At 36.9% G+C, this 13,750-nt stretch carries 7 protein-coding genes; 4 read left to right on the top strand and 3 right to left on the bottom strand.

Features of this window, described 5'->3' with window-relative positions; genetic code table 11:
- Window positions 1-393 precede the first annotated feature (393 nt).
- From LV89_RS23040 to LV89_RS23025, 4 genes are all read left to right on the top strand, one after another.
- Window positions 394-1,878: an acyl-CoA synthetase gene (locus LV89_RS23040; RefSeq protein WP_109745287.1), complete on the top strand. Its 1,485-nt coding sequence runs from the start codon at window positions 394-396 to the stop codon at window positions 1,876-1,878.
- Between the two features lie 25 nt (window positions 1,879-1,903).
- Window positions 1,904-2,269 carry a malonate transporter subunit MadL gene (madL, locus tag LV89_RS23035; RefSeq protein WP_109745286.1) on the top strand — a complete coding sequence of 122 codons (366 nt, stop codon included), beginning with the start codon at window positions 1,904-1,906 and terminating at the stop codon, window positions 2,267-2,269.
- Window positions 2,269-3,030, top strand: coding sequence for a malonate transporter subunit MadM (madM, locus tag LV89_RS23030; protein WP_109745285.1), 762 nt, complete (start codon window positions 2,269-2,271; stop codon window positions 3,028-3,030). The genes madL and madM overlap by 1 nt, the downstream gene beginning before the upstream one ends.
- A gap of 160 nt (window positions 3,031-3,190) precedes the next feature.
- Window positions 3,191-3,442 carry a hypothetical protein gene (locus LV89_RS23025; protein ID WP_109745284.1) on the top strand — a complete coding sequence of 84 codons (252 nt, stop codon included), beginning with the start codon at window positions 3,191-3,193 and terminating at the stop codon, window positions 3,440-3,442.
- A gap of 225 nt (window positions 3,443-3,667) precedes the next feature.
- On the opposite strand, the gene LV89_RS23020 is transcribed toward LV89_RS23025, so the two are convergent.
- The 3 genes from LV89_RS23020 to LV89_RS23010 form a co-directional block, all read right to left on the bottom strand.
- Window positions 3,668-4,663 carry a glycosyltransferase family 2 protein gene (locus tag LV89_RS23020; RefSeq protein WP_109745283.1) on the bottom strand — a complete coding sequence of 332 codons (996 nt, stop codon included), beginning with the start codon at window positions 4,661-4,663 and terminating at the stop codon, window positions 3,668-3,670.
- Between the two features lie 241 nt (window positions 4,664-4,904).
- The gene (locus LV89_RS23015; protein WP_109745282.1) at window positions 4,905-11,921 is read right to left on the bottom strand and encodes an SdrD B-like domain-containing protein; all 7,017 of its coding nucleotides are present in this window, start codon (window positions 11,919-11,921) and stop codon (window positions 4,905-4,907) included.
- Window positions 11,922-12,320: 399 nt separating this feature from the next.
- The coding region (locus LV89_RS23010) for an SdrD B-like domain-containing protein (RefSeq protein WP_310588796.1) at window positions 12,321-13,750 on the bottom strand (1,430 nt) is incomplete at its 5' end.

Here is a 13,750-nt window from a genome sequence, read left to right as displayed (position 1 = left end):
GATTTGAGGATTTGAGGATTTGAGGATTTGAGGATTTGAGGATTTGAGGATTTGAGGATTTGAGGATTTGAGGAAAATACTTTTCGGGAAACCTCTACTCAATTTTGCTAATTATATTCTTGAGTTTCTTTTAGAGTATTTTAAAGAACTCAAACAGAAGTTGTCCTTTTGAAGACTACGGTTTATATACTTAATTGATTGAGGTTTGCAAAACAGTAAATACGTAATCTATTGGCTTTTAACAATTTACTTATTCGCTTTTTCGCAAATCGCTTTTCGCTTACTATATATCTCTTTTCAAGAGCTGTAAGCTCGACCGATTTTGTAGCAACGGATTTCAATCCGTTGACGTAAAATAGATTACCCAATATTCAACCATTAAATAAAAAATAAATGCTTCCAATTATTAGTAAAAGCAATCAGAATAAAACAGCCATAATTTCAAATGGTAATTCATTTTCTTACGATGAATTACGAATAGCATCTCAAGAATTTGCCAGTTATTTATTAGGTGAAAAAACAGATTTATCAGAGTCCAGAGTAGCATTTATGGTTACCGCTGGCTTTGATTATGTAAAAACACAATGGGCAATTTGGCAAGCTGGCGGAGTAGCAGTTCCTCTTTGTACTACGCATCCGCTATCATCTTTGCAATATGTGATTGAGGATACGCAAGCCGAAACCATCATCGTTTCTCCAGAATTTGAGTCAATTTTAAAAGATTTAGCTGCTGAAAAAAATATCAGATTTATTGTTTTAGGGCAAGAATCGCAGGGGATTATTAAAGAATTACCTCAATTATCATCTGATAGAAGAGCGATGATTCTTTACACAAGTGGAACGACCAATTTACCCAAAGGAGTCGTAACAAGTCATGCCAATATCGAAGCTCAAGTTAGTACCCTCGTAGATGCTTGGGAATATTCAGAAAACGACCATATTCTTTGCATTCTGCCATTGCATCACGTTCATGGCATTATCAACGTGATTTCATGCACACTTTGGGCAGGCGGCACGGTAGAATTTCTACCCAATTTTTCAGCCGATGGTGTATTTAATTGGATAAAAAAAATAGCTAATTCTGGTGTAAAAGGTGTTTTTATGGCTGTACCAACTATCTATTTCAAGTTGATTGCTCATTTTGAAACCCTCGATGAATCAACGCAAAAGGCATTAACTGAAAACATGAAAACTTTCCGTTTGATGGTTTCTGGTTCGGCTGCTTTACCTGTTTCGGTTATGGAAAAATGGGAAGGAATCAGCGGACATCGTTTATTGGAACGCTATGGTATGACTGAAATCGGTATGGCAATTAGTAATCCATACCACAGAGAACGCCGTGCGGGACATATCGGGCAAGCCTTAAAAGGTGTATCTGTTAGATTGGTGGACGAACAAAATGAAGAAGTTGCCATTGGCGAAGCAGGTGAAATTCAGATAAAAGGAGCAAATGTTTTTCAAGAATATTGGTTAAAACCAGAATCAACTGAAAATACATTTACAGAAGATGGTTGGTTTAAAACAGGCGACGTAGCTGTATTGGACGACGGTTATTATAAAATTTTAGGAAGAAGTTCAATTGACATCATCAAGTCGGGAGGATACAAAATTTCGGCTCTTGAAATTGAAGAAGTTTTAAGAACTCACCCAAATATCAACGATTGTAGCGTAGTGGGAATCGACAATGAAGAATGGGGCGAATTAGTTGTCGCTGCCATCATTTCTGACGATAAAGACTTGAATACCGATGCGTTAAACAAATGGATTAGAGAAAAAATGCCGTCTTACAAAGTGCCAAGAAAATACAAATTGGTAGATGAATTACCCCGAAATGCGATGGGTAAAGTAACTAAAAACGATTTAAAGAAAATGTTTTAATAACCACCATCAAACCACTACAAATATGTTGATAAAAGGAGTTGCCCTTTTGGCGGGTTGTTATATTTTAGGTCAATTATTAGGAGAAACTTTAGGAAAATTACTCCACGTTGATGCAAATGTTGGAGGGGTTGGTTTTGCGATGATTCTATTAATTTTTTCTCAAAATTGGTTAGAAAAGCAGGGGAAATTCAACCCTGAAATGGAAAGTGGAATTATGTATTGGAGTAAAATGTATATTCCTGTCATTGTGGCGATGTCGGCAGTGCAGAATGTACGAATAGCCTTATCAAGTGGTGTTATTGCTCTTTTGGCAGGTGTAATTCCTGTTGTTATTTGTATATCTTTAATACCACTTGTTTCAAAATTAGCCAAAAACAACCTTCAATAATGGAATACATAACCACTTTATTATCGAAAAATGGATTAATTTTTGCCTTTCTTATCACAGGAATCATCATATTTATTGCTGATTATTTATCTAAAAAACTAACAAATCATAAAATTCCGGGTTCAGCGATTGCCATATTTTTAGGTTTAGTTATTGCATACTTTGGCGGAATTATTACAGGTGGAAACAAAGGAATTGCTGACATCAAAGAATTTTCAGGTTTTGAAGTGATGGGTGGAGCAATGTTCCGAGATTTTACTATCGTTTCAACGGCTATGGGTGTAAGTTTTAGCGTTGTCAAGAAAACAGGATTTGCGGGTATTGTTTCTTTATTTATTGGGGTGGTATTAACTTTTTTATGCGGAGCAATTATTGCCATTAGTTTAGGTTATACTGATGCTAAAAGTATTACTACCATCGGAGCTGGAGCTTGTACTTTTGTAGTTGGTCCAGTTACAGGTGCGGCAGTTGGGGCATCGTCTGACGTAATTGCCATCAGTATTGCCACAGGTTTAGTAAAATCAATTTTAGTGACCATTGGTACGCCATTAATTGCACAAAAAATCAGTTTAAATAATCCTTCAACCGCTATGATTTATGGAGGTTTAATAGGAACAACCAGTGGTGTGGCAGCAGGTTTAGCAGCAACCGACCCAAAACTTGTACCTTATGGAGCAATGACAGCAACTTTTTATACAGGTTTGGGTTGTTTATTATGTCCTTCGATTTTGTATATGTTGATAGGTTTATTTTTTGCGTAGCTAACCCCGATTTGCAATCGGGCGTTGAATGGTCTTGCGTTTTTAACGCTAATTGTATAAAACATCAATAGGCTGAACCATAGTCAGTGTATTAATGTTTTATACAAAATAATTAGTATCTAACAAAAACGGGAGACAGCGATTCTGAACATTGATTTGAATGAATGAAATAATTAATACTGAGGAAATTATTATTAATGGAGATCCTTACACTGTAAAAGTTTTTAAAACTTCAAGTGAGATGAAAATTGTTTTTTTTGAAAATGGAATTGAGATTTACACTCCTGAAAAACCTATTTCGGGTATGGAAACTATTGATAACTTTTCCCAAGATGGTTATAGTTTTGTTGAAGCTCTTAAAGAAAGTGAAAGACCTCGGTTCGAACAATTTCTTAAAAGTAGAATAAAATAAACAATAACAAAATATCATACTTGCTAACCCCGATTTGCAATCGGGCGTTGAATGGTCTTGCGTTTTTAACGCTAATGCGAGTAGGCTACTTTGTCACAAAACCTCTCTTGAACTGATTCTAAATCAATTCAAGAGAGAGAACGAGAGAGTAAACTTTCCGAAAGTAAAAAAACTTTCGGAAAGTTATTAACAGTCAAATATGGAGCGTAAATTTTATAATTATCTTTACTTAAACCGAACATCAATATTATCGGCTTCTGCAATTTTGTAGAAGCCTTTTATTTTGAAGAGGGTTTTCCAGAAGAATTTTAGAAATACCCATACTTTTAAGCCAAATATTTTCTGACTTCTTAATTGAAAAAAGGGATTTCTTAGATTGATAATATTTACGGTAATTTTCCAAGCATAGAAAAATATCGCTAAGGTTACGTAATGAAAAATCAATAATAAATATGGAGAAACACCATATTCTTTGCGTATCCAAAGCAGATTTGAAACTTGCATTTGTGTACCGAATTTGTTGATGGGCGTAATATTAGTTCTACGAAATGGTGATGGTTTTTCTAAATGAATAAAACGAATATCGTCAAAATAACAAAGTTTTCCTGCTTTTCTAAGTCGTCCTGCCCATTCAAAATCTTCTGCATACATGAAAAAATCTTCGTCCATCGCTCCTACTTTATCTATTGTTTCACGACTCATCATCATAAATGCTCCACAGGGTAATTCCGCTTGATTTGGGTCTTCAAAATGTGGCTCTGGAAAGAATTTATCCAAATATTTATTAAAACGATTCGGCACAACGTACAAAAACTTTCTAAACTCATTCCGATTTCTGAAATACGGCATCAAACTCAAATCTGGATTTACCTGTAAACCCGCAATGACTGCGATGTCTTTTCTTTCTTGTAAACGATTAAAAGTTAAAGCAATGGAGTTTTCAAAAAGCAAAGTATCGGCATTTAGCAAAAGAATATAGTTTGCTTTGGCAACTTTAAAACCTGCATTATTTCCACGACTAAATCCTGCGTTATAACCTGTTTGAACCCAAACAATATCTGAGTGTACTGCTTTGAGAATTTGCTCCGAATTATCTTCTGAATTGTTATCAACCACAATAATTTCATAATCAATCCCGTGTGTGAATTGCTTGATTGATGAAATACAATTGACTGCTAATTCGGCAGATTTATAATTGACAATAACGATGGAAACGTTCATTTTTAGTGATAAGTTATGAGCGATGAGTTAAGAGTTTTGGACAGAAAGTATCTTACAAAATTACTTAATTCTAATTGAATAATTCCTACTAATTAACGTATCCGAGTGAGTGCGAATGCTATTCGCCACTACCCTACATCAAAAACATGAACATAAAAAAAGCATAGACCCAATGAGCCTATGCTTTCCGCACTCTATTCCTTACTTTGTTTTATTAATGTTTTTTGACTGAATCAGTCTATTATTTTGCAACTTTTTTCATCGTATATGGAATACAAACGTCTGGTTTACATTCACATACTCTTGTTTTCAAAACAACTGTTTTATCAGTAAAACAGCCATTACTATTGAAAATTCTTACAGTATAACTCTTATCCGTTGTTGGATTCGCTAAATTATTAGCTAAAACTCCGTCTGTTGGAATTGATGATGCAGTTACAAATGTTTTTGTTCCTGTATAAGTTGTACCTTCTGAATAGTCGTATTTATTAGCAACATCAAATCCCGAAACTATCAATTTTGCATCACTGTTTGGCGTTCCGACTGTACAAGTTGCTTGTTGTGTCTGTACATCAAAAGCTGGAATGGCTTTGCGAGTAACCTTAACAGTATCAGAACATCCTGCGGTATTCATCAAGACGAAATAATAATCTCCTACAACTGTCATTCCGATAATTTCACCTGTTACTGGACTAACTTGTACACTTCCGGGATTGGTAGCAATATTTGACCAAGCCGTACCTTGTGGTGCATTCGGTAATTTATAATTTGTTGAATCTCCACAGAATACTTTGTCAATTCCTGCATTTGGTTTTGCCGAACGTTCAACTTTTACGGTATCAGTACATTCTCCTTGCGTTAATACAAATTGATAAATACCGTTTGCATTCATGTTGGCAATTGCTCCTGTTGCATCAATGGTCACCGTTCCTACTCCTAAACTATTTGTTGCTACTGACCACGTTTGATTCGCTCCTGTGGCTGATAATTTAGCCGTCGTTTTGGGTTCACAAATTCCACCGTTGTTACCTAACAAATCACTTCCTGCATTTGGTGCAGGTTTACGAATTACGGCTACGGTATCGCCACAATAATTATCACCTGTTTGCTCTAAAATAAATAAGTACGTTCCGTCTTGAATCATTCCAGAAACATTTCCTTGATTGTCAATCGTTGGCGTTGGCAATGTTGAACCATTAGCAAAATATTTCCAAGTTTGTCCCGTATTCAAGGCTAATAACTTAGCCGTTGATTTTGGTGAACAAATAACTTTATCATCACCTGCATCTAATTTCGCATTGATAAACACATTTACAGTGTCTTTACAACCTCCTGTATTTGTTAGATAGAATACATACGTTCCAATATTTGTTAAACCCGAAGCAACACCACTTGTATTATTGATGGTAGCCGTAGCAGGATTTGTGGCATCAGCCGTCCAAGTTGCCCCAGAAACTAAGGTTAATTGTACTGTTGAAATTGGAGAACAAATTGAAATATCATTTCCACCATTCAATTGTGCATTTACACTTACTGACGTTGTTGCCGTTACTGAGCATGAATTTTCATTGGTTACAACTACTGTATAAATACCTGCTTTTGCGGCATTTGCCACCGTAATAATTGGTGATTGTAATGTTGAAGTAAATCCATTTGCACCAGACCAAGCAAATTTCGTTCCATTGGTCGTTACACCTAATTGAATATTCTGACCAAAACAAACTGGTGAATTTGACGTTGCGGTTGCTGTTGGTGTTGCAAAAATAGTCGTCGAAGCTGTTGCCTGAGCGGTACATCCATTAGCGTCTGTCACCTTTACTGTATATGTATAATCTCCTGCCGTTGGTGATGTTATCGTTGGATTTTGAACTGTTGATGTAAACGTTGGCGTACCTGACCATTCGTAAGATTTAGCACCACTTGGCGTTGAAGTCAAGCTGATATTTCCACCTGCACACGTTGGAGCGGAAGCCGTAGCCGTTACACCCGTAAGAGCAGGATTTATGGTTACATTTACCGAGCCTGTTCCTTTACAACCATCTGCGTTTTCAACTGCTACCGTCCAAACTCCATTATCTGCCGAAGTAGAATTTTGAGTAAATGGATTTTGCATCGTTGTGGTAAATCCTGATGGACTTGTCCACAAATATTTTGCTCCTGTTCCTCCTGTAATTGTCAATTCTAAACGTGAACCCGCACAAACAGGGCTATTACTTGTTGGTGTTACGGTTAATGCACTACCAACTGTTACATTTACCGTTGTCGCTGCCGTACAGCCTTTTTCATTGGTTACTGTAACCGTATAAACGCCTTGATTGCTGGCAGTTGCATTAGTGATTGAAACAGTTTGTTGTGTACTTGTAAAGTTATTTGCTCCTGCCCAAGCATAAGTCATTCCATCAGGAAGTACTGATATTGTGCCACTTCCACCCAAACAAATCGCTGCACCTGTTGCCGTTGGAACTGGACTTGGATTCACCGTTACGCTTGCCGTAGCGTTTGCGGTACAACCATTTGAATTACCTATTACGGTATAAACTCCTGCATTGGTTACTGAAATTTCAGAAGTTGTTGCTGTAAATGAACTTGGTCCTGCCCAAGAATAAGTTGTTGCTCCAGAAGCAGTTAATTTTCCTGTTGTTCCTCCACAAATTTCTATACTTGAAACACTTACTGTTGGTTTTGGATTTACCACCACGTTTGCCGTTAAAGCCGATGTACAAGCATTTGAATTGGTAATTAAAACGGTATAAGTTCCAGAGTTTGTTGTTGCTAAATTTGGCAAAACTACCTCTTGCGTCGTAGCCGTAAAGCTATTTGTTGACGACCAAGCATAAGTGGCATTTGAGTCAGAACTTGTTGCTTTCATTGTCAAAGTTTGACCAACACATAAACTTGGTACAGTAATCGTTCCAACTGTTGAACCCGGGCAATCTCCACTAATACCTGCATCAATGGTCAAATTTGAATCTCCTGCTACTAAAGTTATAGGACTTGTTTTTCCTGTTGCTGGGTCAGCATTACTGTCTTTTGTAATATCCGTTGTGCCTGTCAAAGGAGAAAAATTATTTCCAGCTCCGATTGATGATTTCACAAATTCAACCGTGTAAGTTCCTGCAATTAAGTTATCGAATAAATACTTACCATTCGCATCTGTTGTAACTGTCGCAACTGGAGTTGTACTTGTTCCTAAATATAATTTTACTTGAATATTAGCTACTCCTAATTCTCCTGCATCTTGAACACCATTTCTATTAGTATCTGACCAAACAAAATCTCCTAATTGAGCTGGTTTAAAGACCCCAAAATCAATCGTTAAGTTGGAATTTTTATCTGCATCGGTATTTACGGTTACATCTCCATCGTCGGTTGGTTCTGTATAATTTCCAAGTTCAATGGCTTTCGTTCTAATCGTTTGACCAGAGAAAGTTGTTCCATCATCATCATTATTGATGTCATTATTTGGCGTTCCAGCAATTGGTTCATAAGCACCTGTTGCAGAACCATTCGTTCCTGTACTTGACTTAAATCCTGTTGGTGCTTCAATTTCTACGATATAATATCCCGGAATTAATCCTGAGAATAAATATTTTCCATTGGCATCAGTAGCTATCGTTTGTATAGCCGTTCCGTCTGGCAAATCAGTTGGAACACTACCTACTAATTGAGCTTTATATAATTTTACAGGAACACCTGACACGCCTGTTTCTCCGTTATTATTTAGACCGTCATTATTTGCATCATTCCAAACTAAATTACCGATACTCAAACATTCAGTTACTGTAATATTCAAAGTTGTTACTGCCGAACATCCATTAGGGTCATTAATTTTCATGGAGTAAACACCCTGTTGAGCCTTATCTGGAGTGGTTGGAATACTGATATTCAAGGTATTCATTGATGAGAATCCATTTGGACCTGTCCAATCATAAGTATATCCAACTTCAGGTGAGAATGTTCTCAAAATAATGGTTTCACCAACACAATAATTTAATTTTCCCGCAATTAATGAGGTCGAAATTGTATTGAAAGTTACCGTCGAAGTCGCACTTGCACTACAAACGCCATCTGTTACCGTTACTACATATTTACCTTTATTGGCATCTGTAACGTTAGCAATTGATGGACTTTGTTGATTTGATGTAAAGTTTGAAGGACCAGCCCATAAATAAGTTACATTGGTATTTGATGGTGTTGCAGAAAGCGTAAGATTTCCACCCAAACACGTACTTACATTAGGAGCAGTAACAGTAACTCCTGCATTTTTCGTTACTTTAACGGTATCCGTACAACCATTAGAAGTCAATGTAAATTGATAAACACCTACATTTGTCATTCCAGAAACATCTCCAAAATCTGCTAAAACATTGGCTGGTGATGGATTGGCAGGGTTTGTAACAACTCCCCAAACGTCATTTCCTGATGGGAAACCTAAAGAAGCCGTTGTTGCAGGAGAACAAATAATTTGGTCAGTTCCCGCATTTGGTTTTGCTTTACGCAAAATTTGCATTTCTTCAAAACAATCCCCTTGTGTTAATCTTAACGTATAAACTCCATCAACGGTTAAACCTGTCACTTTTCCATCTGCTGCAATCGTTGGCGTTGCTCCCGTAGGTTTTGAAACCACCGTCCAAACTTGACCTGTTGATGCTGTATTTACAGTTGCCGTTGTTAATGGCGAACAAAGCGTTTGGTCTGCACCTGCCACTGGTAATGAACTACGAGTAATTGAAACGGTATCAACACAACCTGTTTTGGTAGAAGTTAATAAGAAAACATATTTTCCGTTGGTGGTCATTCCTGTTACTACACCTGTTGTGGCATTAATAATTGCCGCAGGGTTTGCAGGAGACGTATATACTGACCAAGTTTCTGGCTCAGTTCCTGTTTTAGCATCAGGTAAATCAAATGTTGTGGTTGGTTCACAAATTGTAACGTTTGCACCACTTGGTTTTGCTACTGGAGCAATACATTTAAAACCAGCGTCTAAAGTATGGTTATTTTCTCCTGCATTTCCTGTTGTAAAAGCGATTGAAGCATAAGTATTTGAATCAGAAACACTTGCATCTGAATCGATTATATCTTTTGCATTGGCACTTGCATCTGCTTGTGTAAGCTCAAAACCTAATAATTTTGTTTGTTTAGCACCTCCATTCACATTTGGAATACGAATTTCATAAGCTGTATTAGCATCTAAACCTGTAAAATAATATTCGCCTGTGGTTGCATCCGTTGTAGTTGTTCCTACTTTAACGCCTGCTTTCCATAATTCTACGGTTACGCCTGTTAATGAAGGTTCACCCGCATCTTGAATACCATCTTTATTAATATCATTCCAAAGTCTATTTCCAACTTCAATGGGCTGATTAGCACAAAGTAATTCTAAATCTCCTAATCCATTGGCTTTACCAAAAGTTGTAGAGCCACCGCCAGCATCAGTTCCAAAAATTTGATAGCCACGTGGAGCTTGTCCTGTTGTATTATCGAACCAACGAACACCAGCTGCTCTAAAAGCAGTAACAGGGTCATAAACGGTTTCTGCTACTTCATTTTTACCTGCTAATAATGCTAAACCACCTAAAGAAATTTCTTGATGCCCACCCGATGTTCCGTCAGGAGAATTTTTATTGGTACTTTTGGTGTACATATCTTGCCAATAAAACTCACCACCGTCAGGTCCTTGAGCAGGCGTTTGATTGGTTCCGCCAGATACAACGCCATTTACAGTACCGTTACTTTCTAAAGCATAAGTTCCGTCAGTTTTTAAACCAATACGCAAAATATCACCCGCAGATGTACCTTCATAAGTTTTTGTATCTGTTGCTATTGGACTATAATTATTATTACCCAATTGATGTCCAGCTCTATCCATAAAACCTACAATGATTGAACCGTCCACATCAAATTCAATATCTGATAAAATTGGCTGTGGGCAAATGGTCTGATTGTAAGTTGCTGCTCCCGGTAAAGGATTAGTTATTTCACTCCATTGAGCAATCCAAGGTCGCCAAGCGGCTGATGTTTTATTGGTTGTACTTGAAATACTGGTATAACCACGAGCATAATTTAAAGGAAAATTATAAACTTCTGTAAAATTATTAGGGTTGGCATCTCCCGGCGTAAATGAATAAATATAGGCTTTCAAATCAGCCGCAGTTCCGCTATTTTCAGCCGTACAAACACCTCCTACATATACTTTTCCTCTCCAAAACTTCACAGCCCAAGGACGAAAAACACCGTTTGTACAACCTGGGTCTGGAAGGGTATGAGCAGTTTTGGTTGTTGGTTTCACCGCAGGAGAACCAATTGGCAATTCATATAATTTTCTATCAAATGTATTGATTACCCACAAAGTTTTTTCGTCATCAGAAATATCAATATCTCCTAACGACATTTTACCTACTAAACCAAAAGCAGTTGCATCATGGTTTGGTGCTGTTTTATCTGTACTTAAAGCCTCAGCAGGAATAGCTGGATTGCGAGGGTCAGTTCCAACGGCAATTCCTAAATCGGTATTCAAATCAACAAAAAGAGTTGTTACAGGAGTTGCTCCCGAATTATCGACTTTATAAATCGCTCCAGGACCTCCATTCCCAAAACCTGAGTGTCTTTTTAATAATGCACTTGCAAAAAGGAATTTCGTTTTTCTTTGATATGCCATACCCCAAGTAGAACCAACTTCTGACCCTTTCGATAAATAGGTATTTTCAGAAGTTGTAACGCCATCTCCTGTTGGCGTATAGGGTACAGATACAATAAAAGGGTCATTTGCAGATGTTCCTCCGTTCAATGGCGTTCCGTTTTCATAACATGGCGTTACTAAACTTGGATTGGTTGTACCACAAAAATCAGATGGATAATTGATACCAATATTTGACGTATTTCCACCATTCACAAACTGAATAGACGTCCCACTTCCAGTTCCTTTAGGCCCTGAAAAATATGCAGAAGGGAAATTAGAAAATTCAATTCTAACTTGAGCGTTTGTTCCAACAGTAATTGAGTAGCTACCATCAGCAATTGTTACAGCAGTAGAACCTACTTGTGTTCCATCAGCTTTAAACGCTTTCACGGTAACGCCACCAACACCGGGTTCTATCGGGTTAGTTGATGTTTGCTGACCGTTAGCGTCAAAATCACGGAAAACTTTACCTGTAACGTTTTGAGCGTTAATTTCTGTAAATACCGAAGCAATTAACAGTAGGGAAAAGCAAGGAATTAAAGCCTTTACTATCCGAAGACGTAAGGATTTTTTCATTGTTTTTATGGGTTTTTATGAACTGAATCAATGTCTTTCAAATACTATTTTTTGAATAGTATTTCATAAAGACTTGAATAACTCAGTGATTATGTAAGGAAATACTTTTTTATATCTCCACAGAGGATTCATATCATTAGATACAATCATTCTATGAAAACACCTTACTTCTGGCGGGAAAAAGATGAGATTCTTTGTTTCGATAAAAGAATTTTTGCGGTTCTTTATTTTTGGCACACTATCGAAACTTTATGATAAGTATATATTCACAAAAGCTATGCCAAAAATGGAGTTGGAGGAAAATAACTAAGAAGGAAAAACTAAAAAAGAGGCTATGATATGGGCATAAAAAAACCTCAGCCCTTTCGGACTGAGGTCATTAACTAATAATCAAGTATCCTATTTTTTAACCTTTTTAATTTCAAAAGGAACACAAATCTCATCTTTACAATTATCAGGAATTGGTGTAAATCCTGCGTCATTGTATTTACTGTTACGTCCTAAATCTGTTTCTGGCAAATTAGTATTAATATTGATAATACCTGTTCTACCATCCGCTGGATTTGCATCACTGTCTTTTGTATCATCACCTACATTTGGTGTTGTATAAGTTGAACCTGTTGGTTTATTAAACTGAACTTGGTAGTTAGCCGATGTCAAGTTATTGAATTTATAATTTCCTTGAGAATCTGTCACTACTTCATCCACTTTTACAAATACCCCTGGAGTTGTCTCTTTATACAAGTAAACTTTTACACCTGAACGGTCTGTATCACCTGCATTTTGAGTTCCTGACTTATCGTTATCATCAAATGTTTTACCAGCAATTGAACCTAAGTTTACAGTCAAACCTGCATCTACCGAACGGTTATCTCTTGCTGCATTTCCTAATGGGAATGATGTATCAATTGTTACCGCATCGGTTAAACCAGTCGTTGCATTAGGATTACTATCTAAACCAGATGTTGGCGTTGTTCCTTTGGTAGTGAAGTTTGTATCTTTTGGTGCAACAAACTGAACTTTGTAAGAACCCGACAATAAACTATCAAATAAGTATTTACCATTTGTATCAGTTACAGTCGAATCTAATTTAGCTCCTGTTGTTCCATTTATTAAATAAACTTTCACACCTTTCACGGCTGGTTCGCCAGATGTTTGTAAACCATCTTTATTAGTATCAAACCATACATAATCTCCTAAACTTCCTACTGGTACGAAACCTGCATCAACATTAGGATTATTACGTAAAGTGTCGCTTGGTAATAAAGCTGTGTTGATTGTTACAACTTGACTCCATCCTAATTTATTAGCATCACTATCCATCAAGTCATTACCTACATTTTGTTTCGCAGGAATTGTACCTGTTGGTGCAACAAATTTTACTTTATAAGTACCTGTCAATAAACTATCGAATAAATACTTACCGTTGGCATCTGTAATGGCAGAATCAAGTTTAACTGTTCCTGCTCCGTTGTATAAGTAAACTTTCACACCCGGAATTGGCAACTCACTTGGTACTTGAATACCGTCGTTATTTACATCTGTCCAAACAAAATCTCCAATTGAACCGTAAGCTGGTTTAATACCCGCATCAACATCTCTGTTGTTTCTTGCTGGGTCACCAATTGGTTTCGTTGTATCAATCACAACAGGGTCAGATTTTCCAGTTGTTGGATTTACATCACTATCTGTTGATTCTACACCTACATTTTGATTTACGAAATCTACACCCACTGGTTTCACAAATTGAACACTGTAAGTTCCTGCTACTAAACTGTCAAACAAATATTTACCACTTGCATCGGTTATTGTACTGTCAATTTTAACAC

This window comes from Arcicella aurantiaca (genome assembly GCF_003148625.1).
Lineage (GTDB): Bacteria > Bacteroidota > Bacteroidia > Cytophagales > Spirosomataceae > Arcicella > Arcicella aurantiaca.
The sequence above is the reverse complement of the archived record's forward strand: the minus strand, read 5'-3'. Positions and strand labels throughout refer to the sequence as shown.

Coding starts and splice junctions, on each gene's coding strand:
- madM (WP_109745285.1), top strand. CDS start 2,269: ATGGAATACATAACCACTTTATTATCGAAAAATGGATTAATTTTTGCC.
- LV89_RS23015 (WP_109745282.1), bottom strand. CDS start 11,921: ATGAAAAAATCCTTACGTCTTCGGATAGTAAAGGCTTTAATTCCTTGC.
- LV89_RS23025 (WP_109745284.1), top strand. CDS start 3,191: ATGAATGAAATAATTAATACTGAGGAAATTATTATTAATGGAGATCCT.
- LV89_RS23020 (WP_109745283.1), bottom strand. CDS start 4,663: ATGAACGTTTCCATCGTTATTGTCAATTATAAATCTGCCGAATTAGCA.
- madL (WP_109745286.1), top strand. CDS start 1,904: ATGTTGATAAAAGGAGTTGCCCTTTTGGCGGGTTGTTATATTTTAGGT.
- LV89_RS23040 (WP_109745287.1), top strand. CDS start 394: ATGCTTCCAATTATTAGTAAAAGCAATCAGAATAAAACAGCCATAATT.